Annotated in this window: 15 protein-coding genes; 10 read left to right on the plus strand and 5 right to left on the minus strand. The window is 46.1% G+C overall.

What is annotated here, in order from left to right; translation table 11 throughout:
- The first annotated feature begins 302 nt into the window (after positions 1 to 302).
- On the plus strand, positions 303 to 1,547 hold the full coding sequence (locus AC6I8U_RS05050; RefSeq protein WP_498017893.1) for an MFS transporter: 1,245 nt from the start codon (positions 303 to 305) through the stop codon (positions 1,545 to 1,547).
- Positions 1,548 to 1,614: 67 nt separating this feature from the next.
- Here AC6I8U_RS05050 and AC6I8U_RS05055 read toward each other — a convergent pair whose 3' ends face one another.
- Both AC6I8U_RS05055 and AC6I8U_RS05060 read right to left on the minus strand, forming a co-directional pair.
- Positions 1,615 to 2,787 carry a DUF1887 family protein gene (locus AC6I8U_RS05055; protein ID WP_252011639.1) on the minus strand — a complete coding sequence of 391 codons (1,173 nt, stop codon included), beginning with the start codon at positions 2,785 to 2,787 and terminating at the stop codon, positions 1,615 to 1,617.
- A 198-nt stretch (positions 2,788 to 2,985) separates the two neighbouring features.
- Positions 2,986 to 4,977, minus strand: a complete 1,992-nt coding sequence (locus AC6I8U_RS05060) for a methyl-accepting chemotaxis protein (protein ID WP_252011640.1) — start codon at positions 4,975 to 4,977, stop codon at positions 2,986 to 2,988.
- A gap of 397 nt (positions 4,978 to 5,374) precedes the next feature.
- Between AC6I8U_RS05060 and hinT the strand changes: the two genes are divergently transcribed.
- The 7 genes from hinT to AC6I8U_RS05095 all read left to right on the plus strand — a co-directional run bounded on the left by hinT (position 5,375) and on the right by AC6I8U_RS05095 (position 11,486).
- Positions 5,375 to 5,725, plus strand: a complete 351-nt coding sequence (gene hinT, locus AC6I8U_RS05065; protein ID WP_252011641.1) for a purine nucleoside phosphoramidase — start codon at positions 5,375 to 5,377, stop codon at positions 5,723 to 5,725.
- A 115-nt stretch (positions 5,726 to 5,840) separates the two neighbouring features.
- Positions 5,841 to 7,238, plus strand: a complete 1,398-nt coding sequence (locus AC6I8U_RS05070) for a COG3014 family protein (protein ID WP_498017894.1) — start codon at positions 5,841 to 5,843, stop codon at positions 7,236 to 7,238.
- Positions 7,238 to 7,630: a YcfL family putative periplasmic lipoprotein gene (locus tag AC6I8U_RS05075; protein WP_042476720.1), complete on the plus strand. Its 393-nt coding sequence runs from the start codon at positions 7,238 to 7,240 to the stop codon at positions 7,628 to 7,630. Before AC6I8U_RS05070 ends, AC6I8U_RS05075 begins: the two co-directional genes overlap by 1 nt.
- A 40-nt stretch (positions 7,631 to 7,670) precedes the next feature.
- Positions 7,671 to 8,261 carry a penicillin-binding protein activator LpoB gene (gene lpoB, locus AC6I8U_RS05080; protein WP_042476725.1) on the plus strand — a complete coding sequence of 197 codons (591 nt, stop codon included), beginning with the start codon at positions 7,671 to 7,673 and terminating at the stop codon, positions 8,259 to 8,261.
- Between the two features lie 46 nt (positions 8,262 to 8,307).
- Entirely contained in the window at positions 8,308 to 9,126 is an 819-nt protein-coding gene (locus tag AC6I8U_RS05085; protein WP_498017895.1) for a phosphotransferase, read from the plus strand.
- A 116-nt stretch (positions 9,127 to 9,242) separates the two neighbouring features.
- Entirely contained in the window at positions 9,243 to 9,785 is a 543-nt protein-coding gene (gene ycfP, locus AC6I8U_RS05090) for an alpha/beta hydrolase YcfP (protein ID WP_128648604.1), read from the plus strand.
- Positions 9,786 to 10,196: 411 nt separating this feature from the next.
- Positions 10,197 to 11,486: an NAD(P)/FAD-dependent oxidoreductase gene (locus AC6I8U_RS05095; RefSeq protein WP_498017896.1), complete on the plus strand. Its 1,290-nt coding sequence runs from the start codon at positions 10,197 to 10,199 to the stop codon at positions 11,484 to 11,486.
- Between the two features lie 101 nt (positions 11,487 to 11,587).
- Here the strand turns inward: AC6I8U_RS05095 and AC6I8U_RS05100 are convergent, their stop codons facing one another.
- Entirely contained in the window at positions 11,588 to 12,400 is an 813-nt protein-coding gene (locus AC6I8U_RS05100) for a DUF2989 domain-containing protein (RefSeq protein ID WP_498017897.1), read from the minus strand.
- A gap of 185 nt (positions 12,401 to 12,585) precedes the next feature.
- On the opposite strand from AC6I8U_RS05100, the gene AC6I8U_RS05105 reads away from it, so the two are divergent.
- Positions 12,586 to 12,870, plus strand: coding sequence for a YeaC family protein (locus tag AC6I8U_RS05105; RefSeq protein ID WP_128648601.1), 285 nt, complete (start codon positions 12,586 to 12,588; stop codon positions 12,868 to 12,870).
- A 53-nt stretch (positions 12,871 to 12,923) separates the two neighbouring features.
- On the opposite strand, the gene AC6I8U_RS05110 is transcribed toward AC6I8U_RS05105, so the two are convergent.
- Positions 12,924 to 14,483, minus strand: a complete 1,560-nt coding sequence (locus tag AC6I8U_RS05110) for a SulP family inorganic anion transporter (RefSeq protein WP_252011648.1) — start codon at positions 14,481 to 14,483, stop codon at positions 12,924 to 12,926.
- Positions 14,484 to 14,782: 299 nt separating this feature from the next.
- Complete coding sequence (gene rne, locus AC6I8U_RS05115; RefSeq protein ID WP_498017898.1) at positions 14,783 to 17,809, minus strand: ribonuclease E; 3,027 nt, start codon at positions 17,807 to 17,809, stop codon at positions 14,783 to 14,785.
- Between the two features lie 616 nt (positions 17,810 to 18,425).
- On the opposite strand from rne, the gene rluC reads away from it, so the two are divergent.
- The gene (gene rluC, locus AC6I8U_RS05120; RefSeq protein ID WP_498017899.1) at positions 18,426 to 19,373 is read left to right on the plus strand and encodes a 23S rRNA pseudouridine(955/2504/2580) synthase RluC; all 948 of its coding nucleotides are present in this window, start codon (positions 18,426 to 18,428) and stop codon (positions 19,371 to 19,373) included.
- Positions 19,374 to 19,419 lie beyond the last annotated feature (46 nt).

The raw sequence follows: 19,419 nt of genomic DNA on the forward strand, positions 1-19,419 counted from the left end.
TTATTGTTATGATGGGTAGAGTATAGCATTTCTGACGCCCAGTGAAGTGTTATGTTGACAGTGGGAAGTCCACACTATTACAGGGGAAAGGGGAGCTTGCTATGATTGCGGCCTTCAAAAGCTCTCCGAAATGCAGGGCGCATAGAGTAACAGATGAAAGCCGTTGAAGGGTACCAGTATGTTACTTATTACCGCCTGTTGAGGGAGTTATTATTAGTCTGGGTAAAGGAAGGATGCCTTAACGCTGTGCTAATCCCTAAATCAAATAACCCTATGGATATCTTCCTTAAGAGGTCTGCAACATGTTGAAAAAACTCGGCTTAGAAGGCTGGTTCTCGGCTCACTTTGCTTATGGCATCGTCCAAATTGTTTTCGTTCCTATGATGGTGCCTTCATTCATCCTTGCTCGTACTGGCAGTCCAACCGATGCTGGCCTAGCAATGGGCCTATTTGGTCTTGCGGGTCTTGCTGCTCCTGTAATCGGCATGCTTGCTGACAAATACAAAGCGCACCGTTTAGCTCAGCTATTTGGCATGATCGCTTATCTATTGGCTGGCACGAGTTTCCTTTTAGCTGGAGATAACTTTACGCTGATGGCTGTCGGCTCGATTTTCTTCGGCACAGGCTCGGCGATCCTTCTTATGCTTAACCCAGTATTCATCACTTTTGCTGGCTACGATGCAAAAACTGAAGCCTCCAAACTGGGTCGAATGGCGCAGGTTCTTATCATTGGCTCACTGCTTTCTGGTATTGCACTCGCTTATGTCACGGACTTAGGTTGGTCTTATGAGATGCGCTTTATGGCGATGATGGCAATTGTTGCGGTTTTAGCTGTGATTACTATGCTGACCAACAAAAAACCGGCACAACGTATACTCGATAATGCCGAGGCTATCGCTGCGGCTGCGGCGGAAGAAGATGCACCAAAAGTGGGTATCGCCAAGGTAGTATTCTCTAACTTTGGACTGTTCCTGCTCGCAGTAGGCTTGCTTTGTGCAGGTCAAGGTGCGTTCCAAGCTCAGTACCCTAACCTTCTAGAAAATGGATATGGCGTTGCTCAGTCTCTGTCAGCGGCAAACTTATCTGTTGCGTCAGTGCTGGGTCTTATTGTGTTGGTTGCGGCTGAAAAGTTTGTGGCTCGCTACGGTAACCTGAGTCTATTCAAACTATCTGCAGTGGCGTCTATCGTGGTGATTGGTATCGCGTATGTGATTGCTGAAGCGGGCATGTCTTTGCATTACATCATTCCACTCGCACTGTTCCTTGTTTACCTGCAAGGCATTACTGTGACGGATATGATTTCGCCAGCTATCGCAGCACGTCTCACTTTTGTGGGTGGTGGTCTGACGCAAGGTCTGATGATGTTCTTTATCTCGCTAGGTTTCGGTATGGGTAGCGTGATCAGTGGTATCGCGGTTGATGGTTTTGGCTGGGCAGCACTTCCATTCGCGATTCTAGGTCTGACGATCGCGGCTTATGTCTGTGTGTTGATTGTTGGTATGAAGCACAAAGCGGCAGTAAAGCGTGAGCAAATGAAGTCGGCATAACGAACTTTGATGCATTAAAAAGGCTTGGCAGTCATTGCCAAGCCTTTTTTGTGTCTGACGTCCGTGATTAACTCAGACGTGAGCGCTCGTCAATACCACCTGCGCCTTGGAACCAAATAGTCAGGTGACGCTTGAGGTCTTTCAGTTCATCAGGGCCAATAAGCGCGAGTCCGAGATCTTCTGCACGAGTAATGTCGTTATGACGCAGCGGTCTAAAACTCACCAACATAGCGCGCGCTTGCAGGCCACCTAACAGATCGCGAAGTGATTCAAGTTTGTAGAGTGTGTCGTCACCATCATCTCGCATGCCTTTCGTTTTGCACTCGATGATGTGGAGCTTATTGTTTACCACAGAGGCAACATCGAGTTCATTGCGAACCTCGCGCTCACCAAGCTGGCGGTATACTTGAACATTGAGCGAATGGTCTTGAATCGTCGGAACGTCCTCGCGGATCTGTTTAACCGTGCTATGAACCAGATTCTCAAGCCACTCGCCATTAGAGAAGCGTCTTGCATCTTCACTGATAAACGTCAGCACGCCATTGTCGTAACTGGCAATTTGGGATTCAACCAAGTCGCTAATCAGCATGTTCAGCTCACGATACCCTTGCTGCTTTTCAGACAGAGCTACATCCAGTTTTTGCTCTTTGCGGCACGTGGTCGCGAGATAGTTCAGCGTCGCCAGGCCAGGACCAAGTTCAAGCGCATTACTTGCCCATTTCTCTCCAAGGTCGTAAAGTTTTTTGTCCAGCTGAGGAGGCAGGTCGTAATCGGTAAACTCACCTCTTGCACCGAAGATTGTGAGGTAGTCACCGATAGTAATATGGTCTTGGACCTGCGCATCTTGCGCGCCCTCAGGATAAAGCCAGCACATCCTGTCACTGTTTGGTTCGACGACAAAGATTGGCCAATGGAAGGTGCGGAATACTTCGTAAACAGAAAGTAGACGGTGACGAAGGCCACAGCTAGCGTTAAGTTTCACCTCGAGGTTTTTCTCTTTTAGTGTGTTTGCTAGCTTCAAGATAGATTGCTTGATCGCAGATGTGTTGACGATATTTGGGATTTCGAAAAACTCTGACGTGATTTCACGCTCAGCGAGAACAGCGTTGAGACGCTCATACATACCAAATTGGGATTCGTCACCAATGAAAATGATGTGACGACTGACGGTGCGATCATCAAGTAATGGAGTGACCAAGCGGATCGGATCTTGGTCGATAATGCCTACATGAACGGCCATAGGGTTTCCTTCAACATTTGGCTTGCCGAAGAAAATGGAAGACGACGTCGCGCGAAAAGCGCTAGGTCCTTAAAAAGTAAAGCAAGCCATACTCAAGATATAATGGCACGGAAGGGAAAAAACAAGAGCGGGTTCAAAGGAATCCCGCTCTTGATGAATTATTAACAGTGAGTTGACCTGTTAATGTGTTTTTTAGCCTTACAGCTTGAAGCGATGAACTAGCTCACTTTGCTGGTTGGCAAGGCTTGTTAAGCTCTGGCTGGTAGAGGCAATTTCTGACATTGCTTGATAACTATCATCGGCGATATGGTTAATCTCCTCGATATTCTTAGCAATGTCTGCTGTGGTCTCGCTTTGCTCACCTGCCGCTTGCGAGATGTGAGTACTCATCTGGCTAATTTCGATGATCAGGGCTTGAATCTCTTCCATCGCACCATTTGCGCTCGATGCTTGCTCGACAGAAAGCTCCATGTCTTTCATACAGCTTTCGATAACTTGACCAGCGCTTTTCGAGCTCGACTGCAAGTTGCCGATCATGGTTTCAATTTCAGTGGTCGACTCGGTCGTTTTCTGAGCCAGTACGCGTACTTCATCAGCCACAACTGCAAACCCGCGACCTTGCTCACCAGCACGTGCGGCTTCAATGGCAGCATTGAGGGCAAGAAGGTTAGTTTGCTCTGCGATGTTGCGGATAACATCCAAGATGCTTCCAATCTGGCTACTCATTCTCTGAAGCTCACCAACCGCTTCTACCGACTCGTTTAGGCGAGTTTCAAGCTGATTGATGGTGCTGATATTGGTGCTCATGATTTGTCGACCAGACTCAGAAGCAGACTCTACTTGATGAACTTTGCTTAGTGAGCTTTGCGCGCTGTTAGCGACTTCTTGCACCGAATGTGACATTTCTGTCATTGCGGTTGCAACGTTAGCGGTCTGCTCTCTTTGCGCACTAAGTTGTTGCTGGGCACTTGCCGATGTCGCTTGGTTGCTACTTGCCGTTTCTGTTAGGTTGTCAGACGCATCATTCAGTTTAACCAAGACATTGTGCAGACTGTCCGCGAGGGTATTGATGTGATTGCCAAGACGACGGAACTCGTTGTTGTATTTCACTTCGATACGCTGCGTCATATCACCTTCGGTCAGGCTTTCAAGAGTTTTCAGCGTGCTGTTAAGTGGCTGACGGACACTTTGCGCAATATGATAGCCGATACCCACAGCAATTAGAGTCACCACAAGGCCGATACCGATAGCTTTGATAACGCCTTGGTCATAAATATCGCCAGCATTTGCGAGAGACTGGTTTAAATTGCCAGTCGCAAATTCGTTGAATCCATTCAACGTCTCCATAGCGCCGTCTACTTCAATCGCGAGGTTCTCGATGTTCTGATACAGGGCAGCGCGTGCGATCAGATAGTTATTGTGTTGATCAAGCACGCCGCCTTTTTGGCCCACATCTTTCGAGAACTGTTGAACCGAAGCTTCAAACGCTTTCTTTAGCGCTGGCATCTGTGTCGCAAGACCGTTAAACGCGTAATTAAGATGCGTGACGGCTTTACGGTTTTTGTTTACTGCATCTTGTACGAACGTTGTATCGCTGCTTGCTAGCGCATCAGAGGTAATGAGCTCTGCATCTTTTAGTTTGATGAAGTAGCTCTTCGCCATGACTTTGACTGAAATGCTTGATGCATCATCCACATATTCTTTCATGCCGACAGACAGGTCAGTATTAAGCTTTTGGAAGCGACGGGTTGATTGCTGAACTTGTTCTTGAGCTGCGAACATGGATTGATAGTTATCCATCGCAACCTGCGCTTCTTGATCGTATCGCGTTTGCACGTCTCTTAACTCGGTAATGGCTGCTTCGAGTTCTGGAAAGCCTTGGCTAACCTGAGCCAGCTCTTCGAGTGCGCTGCCAAAACTTTGCATAGAAGCAGAGAACTCTTCACGACGAAGTGCCATACGTTCTTCGTTCTGCGTAGTGAGAAAGTCTTTGAATGACTTATCCGCCGATAGCAGCTCCACGCTGGTTTGGTTAGACATCGACACTAGAGGCAAAGAGGTATTCGATACTGAGCCAAAATTGTCGTGAATTTGACTCATGCCGTTGAGCATTATGCCAATGGTGATGACGAAAAGAACGACAATAAGCGTAAAGCCGGCGTACATTCTTCTGATTACAGAACCCTGCATTTATCTCTCCCTATAAAGTGCAGCAATACAAAAACGATACAAAAATTAACTGGACCATCTAGACCAAACTAAGCACTATCAATGTTTGAGCTTAGTTTTTTGGGGTTGTGTCTCTTTATCGTTAGAAATAGCAAAAACTGAAATATAACGAATAAGCAGTGCTACGTTTTATGACGCACTCATCAAAAACACAATAAAACTGATAGTTTTATGAAGAATTGTTAGCTGAGGCTTTGAGCAAAAAAGTCGACACGCTGAAGATTTGAACAATAATAAAAACAAGTAGCTAGTTGGAGATTGCTTTCAATTGTGATCCCTAATTCCATGGTGCATACTTTGTTAATGCGGCGAGAATTCGCCTTGTTCTTTCTATTTGATTTGGAAATTGGAGTGCTTCATGGCTGAAGAAACCATTTTTAGCAAAATTATTCGCAAAGAAATTCCTGCTGATGTGTTGTACCAAGATGATTTGGTGACGGCATTTCGCGATATTAACCCTCGTGCTCCAAGTCATGTTTTGATCATTCCGAATAAGTTGATCCCAACAGTTAACGATATTGAAGCGGAAGACGAAGCCATGATGGGACGTATGTTCACTGTGGCGAAGAAGATTGCTAAAGAAGAAGGGATTGCTGAAGATGGTTATCGCTTAATCATGAACTGCAACTCTTACGGTGGACAAGAGGTTTACCATATTCACATGCACCTAGTTGGTGGTCGTCCACTTGGCCCGCTGCTAGTCGGCTAATCTTGTTAGCTATGGCAATAGTAAAATCAATGGCAAACAAAAAGTCATTTGCAACCATTATGGATCGTTGTTGTCATAGCTTCACTATAATCTGAGTCAATTCTATTTATCACTCATGCTAAAACGTTGCGTAAAACATACTATAACTATTGCACTTACTGCGACCTTGACGGCTTGTGCGGGGCTCTCTGCCGGTAACTTGTTTAGTCATTATACTCAGCAAAATACTATCGTTTATCAGTCTGTTAAATCTGGTCAGTATGAAAAAGCGCAAGCCGCATTACCACAAGATGTGGTAGCGGGAGATATTTTGGATAACTTTGAGCGAGGGCGGGTCGATTTTCTTAATGCAGACTACCCAGAGAGTAAGTCTGCGTTAGAGGTTAGTGATAAAGCCGTTCGTGTCCAGCAAGACAAGGCCCTGATATCGATAAGTGATACCGCAACGAGTGTTGGTGCGTTAGCGGTTAATGACAATATTACCGAGTATGTGCCGCCTGACTATGAGCTTGGTTTTTTGCACCTTTATCTTGGTCTCAACTATGTTCAGAAAAACGATCTAGATGGCGCGTTGGTCGAAGTTAGACGAGCAAATCGGGTTCAAGAGCGCGCGAGGCAAGCCAGAGAGAAAGACCTTCAGTCCGCCGAGAACGAGTTAAAGCAAAAGGGTTTGTCGCCTAATCTTGGATCTGTGTTATCGCGCTATCCAGATGCTGGAAATAAGCTAAAAGCGGTACAAAATGGCTATCTGCTGTATTTATCGGGCTTATTGTATGAAGCGTCTAATGATCTGAATGGTGCCTACATTGACTACACCAGAGCGCTTGCTGTCGCCCCTGACAATGAAGCGGTGATTGAGGCTGCCATTCGAGTTGCAAAACGCTCAGGTAGAAATCAAGACCTTGCGAAGCTGAAGAAACAGTACGGGGATAGACAGGGTGTTTCCGAAGGACAAGGTCGAGTGATTATCCTAGAGGAGCGAGGTGTGGTATCTGCAATGCAGTCTTGGAATCTGACTTTGCCTGTTTATGACAGTCAAGGCAATACGGCTCTTTATACTGTTGCGCTGCCATATTATGTTCCAAGCGTCTCGCCCAAGCTTTCACTTTTGACATTGGATAGTGCATCGGTGAAAACAGATGAACTGGTTGACGTTAATCTGATGGCACAGCAGCAACTAACGGAAAATATGCCAACCATCTTGCTAAGACAGGCGCTGCGGGTCTACGCCAAAGACCAAATTCGTAAGAGCACCGCAAAGGACGACGATGTAGGGAATCTTCTTTTCAATGTATGGAACACCTTAACAGAGCAGCCTGATACAAGAAGTTGGCAAACGCTTCCAGGCAGTGTGAATGCGGCGAGTAAAATCGTAAAAGCGGGTGAGCATACCGTTTCTGTTGATGGTCAGGACTATACTTTTGAAGTAAGAGACCGTCAGACCGCCCTCGTATGGGTATCTAGGCAAGGTGGAAGTGCCACAATCTGGCATAAGCAATTAGGAAGGATGTGATGAAAAAGTGGTTAGTAGCAATAGGTGTACTTCTCTCGTTAATTGGTTGTGCATCTAACAAAACAGCGGGTATTAAGATAGAAGGTCAAACTCAAACCGTACTTTACGGTGACGAGAGGATGGGAGACAAGTTCTCTGTTGATGACATTTCTACGGTTGATACTAATGGACACCCAAGAGCGGTCGTTAAACTTTCTAACACAACCTCTGTTGACCAAATTATTCAGTACCGTTTTTATTGGTACGATGAACAAGGGTTGGAAGTAAACACTAAGCAGGCACCTTGGAAGCGTGCGATTTTGAGGGGTGATGAAACTATTACCCTGTCAGAGGTGTCTGTAAATCCAAATGGTAAAGATTTCCGTGTGCAGTTGCGCGGAGCTGATGATTAATTTCCACATGTGGAAACGTAAGCAAGACTAAGGAAACAAAATGAAAAAGAGTATTATTGCTTTGTTAGGTTTGGCTGTCATTCTTGGCGGTTGTTCAAACAAAGTCAGCTATGGCGACGCACAAGCAACAGAAACAACAACCATCGACTTTGGATCAACGGATCTGCAAAAGATCGCTGGTGACATGGTTGACAGTATGTTGATGTCGGGTTCGGTTGCGGCAATTACCCGCGATAGCCGACCAATCGTGTTCGTAGAGCGCATCAAGAACAAAACCACAGAGCATATTGATACTGAATCTATCACCGACACCATCAGTACCAAGATGTTGAATTCAGGTAAGTTCCGCTTTGTCGACATGGACCGAGTAGAATCTGTTCGTGAGCAACTTAACTTCCAAAACAATGATGAGCTTGTGAACCAAAGCACTGCGATTCAGTTTGGTCAAATGGTGGGTGCTCAGTACATGCTATACGGCAACCTGAGCAGCATCGTGAAGGAAGCGGGTAGCGATAAAGACGTTTACTACAAAATGACAATGCGTCTAATGGATCTTGAGACAGGTCTGATCGAATGGGCAGATGAGACCGAAATTCGTAAGCAAGAGTCTCGCTCTGTACTAGGTCTGTAAGCTGACTAGTCGCTTTTCGCCAACAGGCTATAGTTGGGAGGAGGCGTTGCAGTTGTCACCAGACCTAGCTGCCATTCCTCCTCTTATCAATGAAGTGCCCCTCGGGGCACTTCCGCTTTCTGGTGGATTAACTAACCGAAGTTGGCGCATACTCACTCCAAGCTATGGGTGGGTAGTATGGCGTGCAAATGCCTTCCACAGTCAGATATTCGATATCTGTCGTCGAAATGAAGCAAAGGTCATCAATGCGGTTTCGCCTTCGATACCAACCTATCAAGTCCTCAAAGAAAATGAGCAAGGTTTCTTGGTGTCATGGATAGAGGGACGCCCATATCAACAGCCCGATCCAGAACCGGCTATTGCACTATTAGCCCGTATTCATAGCCTTGCACCTGATACGTCGATTCGTCAGTTCGATTTTCAAACAAAGGTAGACCACTATTGGTCTCACATTCACGATAGTGACTTAAAAGCGCGCTATAACTCTTTCTATCAAGCATTTCGAGCGCCACCAAAGCTTAGGTCCTCGATGAGTGCGATCTGCCACTTTGATTTTGGCTTTCATAACTTACTCAAATCTCAAGGTGATATCGCTGTGATTGACTGGGAGTACGCCGCCATCGCATCACCAACGTTGGACTTAGCGATGACGTTAGATATGTTAGGGCTGGACTTCAAAGATGGCTTAACGCTCTATCAGAAGTATCACGCAGTAGAGTGCCCTGAGGATTGGTATGCTGACATGATGGACTGGAAACCTCATATCGACCTTATGGCAATGCTTTGGTATGTGTTGGCCGCGCAAGTTTGGGAAAGTGGCGATTTTTACACCACGGCAGAACAAATTTATCAACGAAATTGTTGAATGGATCACTGTTTATTAGTTCTTTTATCCTAAATGGCCTTTAACCCCTTTGAAGTTATGGCTTTCATGTTAGATTTAAGGAAAGCGTACCATTACAGGACTGATCGAGAGGTACTATGATTATCTATCTTCACGGCTTTGACTCAACAAGCCCAGGCAACCATGAAAAGGTTCTTCAGTTGCAATTCATTGATGAAGATGTTCGCTTCGTCAACTACAGCACTCTTCATCCAAAGCACGACATGCAGTTTCTGCTCAAAGAGGTTAATAAGTTAGTTCAGGAGTCTTCCGATCCGAATCCGCTCATTTGTGGTGTGGGTCTAGGTGGCTATTGGTCTGAGCGTATCGGCTTCTTGTGTGGAATTAAACAGGTTATCTTCAACCCGAACCTTCACCCAGAAGAAAATATGCAAGGGCGCATCGACCGTCCTGAAGAGTACGAAGATATCGCGACCAAGTGTGTAGAGAAGTTCCGTACCAAGAACGCAAAACAGTGTATGGTTGTTTTATCTCGTGAAGACGAGATTCGTGACAACCAAGAGACCGCTGACGAACTAAGTGATTACTACGATGTGACGTGGGATGAAACACAGACTCACAAGTTCAAGAAGATATCTCAGCACTTACAAGCGATGAAGGCATTCAAGTTAGCTCAATAACCAAACAATAGCATGCGACATTTATGCGTGCTCTATGTTAAAGACAGCGGCTCTCTTAGTAGGGCCGTTTTTTATTGATAGAAAAATCGTTTGAGAAATAGTCATTTAATTCGGTGTGAAAAAATAATCCCATTGAATAGTTGCGGACATTGATTTGCTCTATATAATAAAACCGTTCCACAATAGTTGATAAATATCAAAAAAAATTGAGAGCAAGAAGAGAACTTGCCCAAAATGTGCAAAAAGTGACGATTTTGCACCGATATGTGAAGTGAAACTGTAAATGTAACGCGTAAGGGGCACCGTGTAGTGGCCAAGGTTTACGCATAATGACAAGAATTTTTGTGCTTGGATAACATCGAGGCACGTTTGATTTTCAATTTTCAAATTTCACTTTTTAGGAGAGCCATTGTGACTAATATTGTCGTTGTAGGTGGTGGGGCAGGCGGACTAGAGCTTGCAACCAAGTTAGGCCGAACACTAGGACGTAAAGGGCGCGCCAATATTACGCTTGTAGACCGTAAAGCTAGCCACTTATGGAAGCCATTGCTGCATGAAGTAGCAACAGGCTCATTGGATGAAGGTGTCGATGCATTAAGCTACCGTGCACACGCGAAAAACCATCATTTTGATTTCCAAATGGGTAGCCTTCAAGATATCGATCGCGAGAACAAGCACATTACACTTAGTGAGTTGAAAGACGAGCAGGGTGAGCTGCTGATGCCAAGTCGCACAATCGATTATGATGTGCTCGTACTTGCCATTGGTTCTACGTCTAATGACTTCAACACACCTGGTGTACGCGATAACTGTATTTTCTTGGATAGCCCTGAACAGGCGCATCGCTTCCGTACAGAAATGAACAACGAGTTCTTGAAGCTACATGCGAAAAATGGTCAAGGTACTGTTGATATCGCTATTGTGGGTGCGGGCGCAACGGGTGTTGAACTTTCTGCCGAGCTGCACAACGCAGTAAAAGAGCTACGTACTTACGGTTTTGGTGATTTAGACTCGAGCAAGCTGAACGTAAACTTGATTGAAGCGGGTGAGCGAATCCTACCGGCTCTTCCTCCACGCATTTCTGGTGCTGCGCATTCTGAGCTGACTAAGCTTGGTGTGACAGTACGTACTGCGACTATGGTAACGCAAGCAGACGAATCAGGTTTGACAACAAAAGACGGCGAGCACATCCCGGCACAGATCATGGTTTGGGCTGCAGGTATTAAAGCGCCTGATTTCATGAAGGACATTGCAGGGTTAGAGACTAACCGTATTAACCAGTTAGTGGTTAAAGATACGCTGCAAACTACACGCGACGATGACATTTTTGTCATTGGCGATTTAGCACAATGTACGCAGGCGGACGGCAAGTTTGTCCCACCTCGCGCTCAGGCTGCGCACCAGATGGCGACACGCGCGTTTGGTAATATCGTGGCTAAGCTAAACAACCGCGAGTTGAAGCCTTATGTTTATAACGATCATGGTTCACTTGTCTCTTTGAGTCGTTTCTCAACAGTAGGTAGTCTAATGGGCAACCTAACTAAAGGCTCGATGATGGTAGAAGGTCGTATTGCACGTGTGGTGTATATCTCTTTATACCGTATGCACCAAATGGCGCTTCATGGCATGCTAAAGACAGGTTTGATGATGCTGGTTGGTCGAATTAACCGAGTACTTCGTCCTAACCTAAAGCTTCACTAATCGTTAAGTTAAACTAATCAAAATAAAAAAAGCCCCAACCATTGATTTGCTTGGGGCTTTTTCGTTTCAGTTAAAACGTAGTAGTCTCGTGATTTCCGTGCTTAGCGAGATAGAGTTGGCGAGTAACTACCATTTTTTATTGCCTTGGCAACGGTATTGGCCTGGCTTTTTAACTGTTCGTATTCACTGTCGTTTAAGTTAAACATCAACCTCAGCTCGTTATCGGAAGCGATAGGAATATCGAACTGTTTCGCGACCATAGCCCAGAGAAACGATTGTTGTGGTTGGTTTAAGCTTTGCGTTACGCTCGCCAAGGCCTTGATGACGTCCTTGTTTACTGTTTTACCGCCACTTGAAAGTTCAAGAGAACGGTTCAATAGTTGGTAGGTTTTATTCTTATCTCTCGAGATATAGTAAGTGGCAAGCGCGTACTGAAGCTCCGCGGTATCCAACTGAGGAGAGCCTTCCATCTCTAGAAAGCGTCGGCGCGCGTTATGGTCGCCAGTTTCACTCCAAAGAAAATAGAGGGTTTCTGGTGACGTCGAGCCACTCAATGAATTCGTGACCCGTTCTTGTTCGTTAATGGAATACATCAAAGCATCAAAGCGTCTCGCTTTTAGATCAGCTTGCTCGATGGGTTGTATTTGCGAGGCGAGTTCAAGACATTTTCTGTACTCTTTCAACAGATAATACTCTTCAATGGTGTTTGCCTCGCTAGGGGCTTTCATCATCTCGTATCGATGCCAAATGAGATTGGTTCTAGGGATCCGACATTGTCCGTCAGACGTATTGAGAACTGCGCAATTAAGAGAGGGTTCTTGCTCGCAAAGCTGGTCTGTGTTTTTGCGAGCCTCAAAACAGCCTGCTAACATTGACGCGCTTAAAAAAACAAGCAAAGCATGGGGTAATTTCATTTTACTACTTGTGATCGAATACACTGATTTATCTAGCTCAACTTGACTCAGTGTATCATCAGGTTAAGGTTCGAGTAATGAATTAACCTCTCAGAACCACAAAATAGCGGTGCTGCTATCAAGGCAGTGCTATCCAGACAGTGAGACGGTTGAAAATAATTAGTGTGACGACAAGAAGGTTCATTATGGATGTAGAACAATTATTAGAAGCAATGACACCAGATGTGTATGAAAGACTGCTTTATGCGACAGAAACTGGGCGATGGCCAGAGGGCAGTCGATTATCACCAGAACAAAGAGACTCTTGCATGCAGGCTGTAATGCTTTATCAGTCGAAGCACAATGTTGAGCCACAGCATATGTCGGTTGCCGCGGGTGGAGACATTACATTCAAGAGTAAAGCTGAGCTGAAAAACCAGTTTGCAGATAACTCGAACGAGATAGCTAGAGTGAAGGTTTCACAAGATTAGTCAATCAAAGTAAACAAAAAGGGGTGTTGCCACCCCTTTTTAGTATTTGTCGATTAACCAGCTAATACGTCGGTTGCAACTTTGTAGCTTGGGTCTTCTTTAACATTAATTTCAACTAAGCTGCCCGCTTTGTCTAGAAGCTTACGGCAGTCTGGGCTGAGGTGGCGCAAGTGTAGGGTTTTACCTACCGTCGCATAACGCTCGGCCAAGGTTTCAATAGCCTCAATCGCAGAATGGTCGGTAACGCGAGAGTTCGCAAAATCAACAATCACATCTTGTGGATCATTTTGTGCGTCAAATAGCTCAAGGAAGTTGGCCGCAGAACCAAAGAAAATTGGACCGTTAACCATGTATTCTTTCGAACCTTCTTCATTGATGTGGCTGCTAGCATAGATATGCTTGGCGTGTTCCCATGCGAACATCAGAGCAGAAGCAACAACACCAACCGCTACGGCAACAGCAAGGTCTGTCATTACGGTTACAGCTGTTACCAACACGATGACAAAGAAATCTTTCTTAGGTACTCGGCGAGCCAGCTTGAAGGTTGCCCATTCAAACGTACCAATAACCACCATGAACATGACACCAACAAGCGCTGCTAGTGGAATCATCTCAATAAGTGCTGCTGCAAACAGAATGAACATTAACAGGGCAACCGCGGCAACGATACCAGACAGACGACCGCGACCACCTGAGTTGACGTTAATCATCGACTGACCAATCATCGCACAGCCACCCATTGCTCCGAATACGGAACAGGTTACGTTTGCTAGACCTTGACCCACACATTCGCGGTTCGATTGGCCGCGGGTGTTGGTCATTTCATCTAAGACTGTGAGTGTTAATAGAGACTCAATCAGACCAATTGCCGCCAAAATGATGGCATAAGGTAGGATGATCTGCAGCGTTTCCCACGTTAGTGGAACCGCAGGGATAGAGAAAGTTGGTAGAGAACCCGCTAACGTCGCAGCATCGTCGCCGGACATTGAGCGCAAGAAGTCGACAACCGTACGAGTATCAAGACCCAGACCTTGTACCAATAGTGTCACAGTGACAATTGCGACAAGAGAAGAGGGTACTGCTGTCGTGATCTTTGGTAAAAAGTGGATGATCGCCATGGTTAGTGCAACAAGACCCAGCATCAGCATCATTTGATCTTGAGGCAGCCATGTGAGGGCGCCGGATAAGTCTGGTGCTTTAAACTGGCCGAGCTGTGCTAGGAAAATAACGATAGCGAGGCCGTTCACAAAGCCGATCATTACCGGATGCGGCACGATACGGATAAATTTGCCGAGCTTAAAGATGCCCGCACTGATCTGAAACAGACCCGCCAACATAATTGCGGCAAACAAGTACTGAACGCCATGAGTAGCTACAAGGCTAACCATAACAACGGCCATTGCGCCTGTTGCACCAGAGATCATGCCTGGGCGTCCACCGAAGATAGAGGTAACCAAACCGACGATAAAGGCAGCGTACAAGCCAACCATAGGGTCAACGCCTGCTACGAACGCAAAAGCAACCGCCTCAGGAACAAGCGCAAGAGCAACAGTCAGACCTGACAATACGTCATTCTTTACTGAGTGCTTAGAAAACTGTGGGAATTCAAACATGAAATTAATCGTACTTATGTTGTTGGTTTAACATCCATTTCATCCAGCACACATTCGACATTCAAAATGTGTCAACCGTATTAACAGTGAGCAAAAAAGGACTAATTTACCGTCGCTATCTATATCTCGATGGTTATAGACAAGATGCATTGCTAATGAAACAGTCAAAGTCGGGCATGCTACAGAATTGTACCGAGAAGTTCAATATTGAAAGAAAATGTTACGGAAATTTCTGTAGATAAAAATAAGGGCTGCAATATAGCAGCCCTTATCGTTTAGTTAGTCTAACTGACTAGCAATTAGTAGTTAGGTTTTGTCATCGCCGCTGATGCAGCATTTGTAGCGACTTGGCTACCAGCACCTTTCTGCTGGTAACGTTCAGTTTTTACCGGTGCAGCGTTAATGATGATTTCACCCAGCTCTTGCTTGCCTTCTGCTTTCGCCATTGGCGCACTAGCATGGCCTTTGAAGCTTGCTTTTGCAGTGACTTCTGTTTCAACTGGCTTAGCTTCAACTGGAGCTTGCTCTTGTGCTTTCGGCGCTTCAGCAACAACCTCTACGACTTCTTCTGAAACGTTAGCGTCAGACGTCGCCGTAGATTCAGTTACTGGTGCGTCAGCGACAGGTGCTTCAACCACAGGAGCCTCAACCGTTGGCTCAACAACTGGAGTTTCAACAACTGGAGCCTCAACGGCTTTAGGTGCTTCGGTAACCACCGGCGTCTCAACGACTTCAGCAGCAACTTCTGGCGTCACGACTGGCTCTGGTTTGCGCATTACAATGACTTTACCCATTGCCATCTCTGGCATCGCCATACCAGTTACGTTAACTGTAACTTCCTTCACTTCCGCTTCAGGTTTTGTTTTCGCCTTAGGCTTGGTAATACCGTAACTTGGCATCACTTTACCCATTGCCATTTCTGGTGAAGCAACGCCACCTTTGCGAAGACGGAATGGGTTAGGACGGCGATCACGACCACGACGACGACGTTGACCACTTGCACGTAGGTGACGTGGAGAACGACGGTTGCGACGCTGCTTACCTTCCTCTTTTGCCCCAGCTTCGTTAGACGCTTCTGGCGCTTGTGGTTTTTCAACAGGCGCTTGAGTTACAGCTGCGACATTTTGTTGCTCTGCGAGCTCTTCCTGTTTGGCATTTTGGTCTTTAACGCGAACTTGCTTAGTCAGTTTGCGACGTTGACGACGCTCTTTGACTTTGGCAGTTTTCTCTTCTGAGCGCTTATCTTCTGAACGAGGGCTCTTCTTCTCTGCTTGTACGTCAGCAGCGATTTGCTTACCTTGCTCTTCTACCTTCGATTTGTTAGCAGCTTCATCTCGCTTCTTATTACGACGGTCTTGCTGCTTGTTACGACGGTTCTGAGATTTGCGTGGCTCTTGTTGAGCGTTGCTTTGCGTCTCTTTCTCTTCATCGCGGTCACGGTTAGGCTTGTTACGACGATTCTTGTTGCGATCGTTGTCACGAGACTCTTTGTTGTTGCGACGGCGCTGATCGTTGTTGCGGTTACGGCGCGAACGATTGTTGCGGTTTTTGTTTGTTTCTTCTTTCTTCTCTGGCTCTTTCTTCTCTGCTTCAGGTGAAGCGAATAGAGAACCGATTGCAGAAAGAATACGAGAGAATAGGCCCGGCTTCTCAGCTTTAGGCTCAGCAGCTGGTTTCTTCTCAGGCGCTTTTGGCGCTGGTGTTGGCGCAGTTTGCGTTGGAGTTGCAAAGCCTTGAAGGGCTGGTTGCTCAACCTTACGCGGCTTCACTTCTGATTCACCCGCTTCTTTAGCTTCAGCTTCACGCAGCGCTTCTAGCTTCTTAGGTAGCAGGTAAGACAGGAGATCTTGCTCTTCGCCTTCACGTACACGGATAACCTCAAAATGCGGCGTTTCCATGTCTGAATCTGGAACGATGGTGATCTTCACTTCTTGAACGCGCTCAATATGGTTGATAGAGCGACGTTTTTCGTTCAATAGGTAAGAAGCGATTGGCACTGGAACAATCGCTAAAGCCTGCGATGTGTTGTCTTTTAGTGCTTCCTCTTCGATTAAACGAAGTACAGAAAGTGCGAGAGATTCGTTATCACGTACAACACCAGTACCACTACAACGTGGACAGATGTGGTGGCTTGCTTCTGCTAGAGACGGGCTCAAGCGTTGGCGAGACATCTCAAGAAGACCGAAGCGAGAAATACGACCGATTTGTACGCGAGCACGGTCGATACGAACCGCTTCTCTCAGACGGTTTTCAACTTCACGTTGGTGACGAACTGGCGTCATATCAATAAAGTCGATAACAACCAAACCACCAAGGTCACGAAGACGCAATTGACGAGCAATCTCATCTGCCGCTTCTAAGTTAGTGTTGAGAGCTGTCTCTTCGATATCACTACCTTTTGTTGCACGTGCAGAGTTGATATCGATAGAGGTAAGCGCCTCTGTTGGGTCGATAACAATAGAGCCACCAGAAGGTAGGCGAACTTCACGTTGGAAGGCAGATTCGATCTGGCTTTCGATTTGGTAGTGACTAAATAGCGGTACTTCGTTGTCGTACTTCTTCACGCGGTTTACGAAGTCTGGGCGTACCAATTGAATATGTTGGCGCGCGCGCTCGTAAATCGTGTTGCTATCAATAAGGATTTCACCAATGTCGCGACGTAAGTAGTCACGCAGTGCGCGGACGATGACGTTACTTTCTTGGTGAATTAGGAACGGAGCAGGGTTTTGGTCCGCTGCGCCCTTAATATTTTCCCAGTTGTTTAGAAGGAAACGTAAATCCCACTCAAGCTCTTCGGCGCTCTTGCCTACACCCGCGGTACGGACGATTAGACCCATACCTTGAGGGAGTTCAAGTGTGCTCAGTGCCGCTTTAAGTTCAGTGCGCTCTTCACCTTCGATACGACGAGAGATACCGCCAGCACGAGGGTTGTTAGGCATAAGAACCAAGTAGCTACCTGCTAGAGAGATATACGTTGTCAGTGCAGCACCTTTGCTACCACGCTCCTCTTTTTCAACTTGCACGATGACTTCCTGGCCTTCGCTCAATACATCTTTGATGCTTGGACGACCTTGGTAGGTGTAACCTTGTGGGAAGTATTCTTTTGCAATTTCTTTAAGAGGGAGGAAACCGTGGCGTTCGGCACCGTAGTCAACGAATGCGGCCTCTAGGCTAGGCTCAACTCGAGTGATACGTCCTTTGTAGATATTTGCTTTCTTTGACTCATGGCCAGGGCTTTCGATATCAAGATCGAACAGTTTCTGACCGTCAACCAAAGCAACACGCAACTCTTCTTTTTGAGTTGCGTTGATTAACATTCTTTTCATTACAGAAATTCTCGTTGTATTTTCTTTGTTTTCATCATTGCTCTTGTCACAGGTTTCGTAACTCGCGGTGCCTGATCCCATGGCTTTATTTAATGCAGCCTCCCGGCTGGAAGGGATGCTCGTGGGCACTACAGTCATCACACAGGACTGAGGCTGTGTGATCCGCGTCTGTGGCGGTATTACTCAAACACGAGTACGTGAGTAGGTGACAAGGAAGGCCTAGCTATCAACGTCTTATGCCAGTTGCTGCGTTTCAATACTAAGCGGTCTACTCAACATTTAATTGCTCAAAGATAATAGCGACAAATAGAAAATCGAATCTAATTATCCATTGCAGCTGTGAACTATAGCAGCGCAACCAAATATCAGCAATCAGCTTTAGTCTAAACCACAGAAAAAAACCAAGCTTTCATCGCGTCTGTACGGATAATGTACTGATTTAAATGGGCAAAAATGTGGGTGGGGGAAACCTCGTCCTTGGGTGGTCAAAAACTATCCACAACTTGTCCAAAAGGTTACATTCCGACAACTTTGACAGGTTTTCTCTACCAAACCTTAGGCAATCAACATTTAGAAAGCGTTCTTTTCTTGAGAGTTTGAGTGTTATAATGACGAAATGAGTGAAATAAGAACAAAAGTCCAATTCGTCGACATCGACGACGATATGGCTGGCCAACGCATAGATAACTTTCTGCGTAACCAACTAAAAAACATCCCAAAGAGTGTTGTGTACCGAATTGTGCGCAAGGGAGAAGTGCGCGTAAATAAAAAGCGTGTGAAGGCAGAATATAAATTGCAAGCAGGCGACTTGGTTCGTATTCCTCCTGTAACTCTAGAAGAGAAAGAGCCTGAAGCGCCGCTCAATACTAATCTCAACAAGGTGGCGGAGCTTGAATCCCAAATTATCTATGAAGATGATCACATGTTGGTGTTGAACAAGCCATCAGGGTTAGCCGTGCATGGCGGGAGTGGCCTTAAGTTCGGTGCCATCGAAGCACTGCGTGCGCTAAGACCGCAAGCTCGATTTCTTGAGTTGGTGCATCGTATAGACAGAGATACCTCTGGTATTCTCCTAGTCGCGAAAAAGCGCTCTGCGCTTCGTCACCTGCAAGCTCAGTTCCGTGAGAAGACGGTTCAGAAATACTACTACGCGTTGGTGATGGGCAAATGGAAGCCGAGCTGTAAGGTGGTGAAAGCGCCACTTCTGAAAAATGAAGTGAACAGTATTGTTAGAGTGAACCCCAACGGAAAAGCATCGGAAACTCGTTTCAAGGTTCTTGCGTCTTACGAGCAGGCAACCTTGATTCAGGCAAGCCCTATCACCGGTCGAACGCATCAGATTCGCGTCCACACGCAATATACTGGACACCCGATAGCTTGGGATGATCGCTACGGGGACCGTCGATTTGATGCGTATACCGCAAAGGTAGGTCTCGATCGACTCTTCTTACACGCTGCAAATATCATCTTCACGCACCCAGGCAAAGAAGAAAAAATGGAAATCCACGCTGAGATGGAACCTAAGCTACAACGCGCTCTGAATAAGCTGAAAACGATGCAATGATTTTCGGTGATGCGATTTGTAGAAAAGCGAAGCTCTTTACAGCTTC

This window comes from Vibrio sp. KUL80, assembly GCF_059725495.1.

Bases quoted from the DNA above. Each gene is read 5' to 3' on its own strand.
- AC6I8U_RS05105 (WP_128648601.1), top strand. From the start codon at position 12,586: ATGGATGTAGAACAATTATTAGAAGCAATGACACCAGATGTGTATGAA.
- AC6I8U_RS05055 (WP_252011639.1), bottom strand. From the start codon at position 2,787: ATGGCCGTTCATGTAGGCATTATCGACCAAGATCCGATCCGCTTGGTC.
- hinT (WP_252011641.1), top strand. From the start codon at position 5,375: ATGGCTGAAGAAACCATTTTTAGCAAAATTATTCGCAAAGAAATTCCT.
- AC6I8U_RS05110 (WP_252011648.1), bottom strand. From the start codon at position 14,483: ATGTTTGAATTCCCACAGTTTTCTAAGCACTCAGTAAAGAATGACGTA.
- rne (WP_498017898.1), bottom strand. From the start codon at position 17,809: ATGAAAAGAATGTTAATCAACGCAACTCAAAAAGAAGAGTTGCGTGTT.
- AC6I8U_RS05060 (WP_252011640.1), bottom strand. From the start codon at position 4,977: ATGCAGGGTTCTGTAATCAGAAGAATGTACGCCGGCTTTACGCTTATT.
- ycfP (WP_128648604.1), top strand. From the start codon at position 9,243: ATGATTATCTATCTTCACGGCTTTGACTCAACAAGCCCAGGCAACCAT.
- AC6I8U_RS05070 (WP_498017894.1), top strand. From the start codon at position 5,841: ATGCTAAAACGTTGCGTAAAACATACTATAACTATTGCACTTACTGCG.
- AC6I8U_RS05050 (WP_498017893.1), top strand. From the start codon at position 303: ATGTTGAAAAAACTCGGCTTAGAAGGCTGGTTCTCGGCTCACTTTGCT.
- AC6I8U_RS05100 (WP_498017897.1), bottom strand. From the start codon at position 12,400: ATGAAATTACCCCATGCTTTGCTTGTTTTTTTAAGCGCGTCAATGTTA.
- lpoB (WP_042476725.1), top strand. From the start codon at position 7,671: ATGAAAAAGAGTATTATTGCTTTGTTAGGTTTGGCTGTCATTCTTGGC.
- rluC (WP_498017899.1), top strand. From the start codon at position 18,426: ATGAGTGAAATAAGAACAAAAGTCCAATTCGTCGACATCGACGACGAT.
- AC6I8U_RS05075 (WP_042476720.1), top strand. From the start codon at position 7,238: ATGAAAAAGTGGTTAGTAGCAATAGGTGTACTTCTCTCGTTAATTGGT.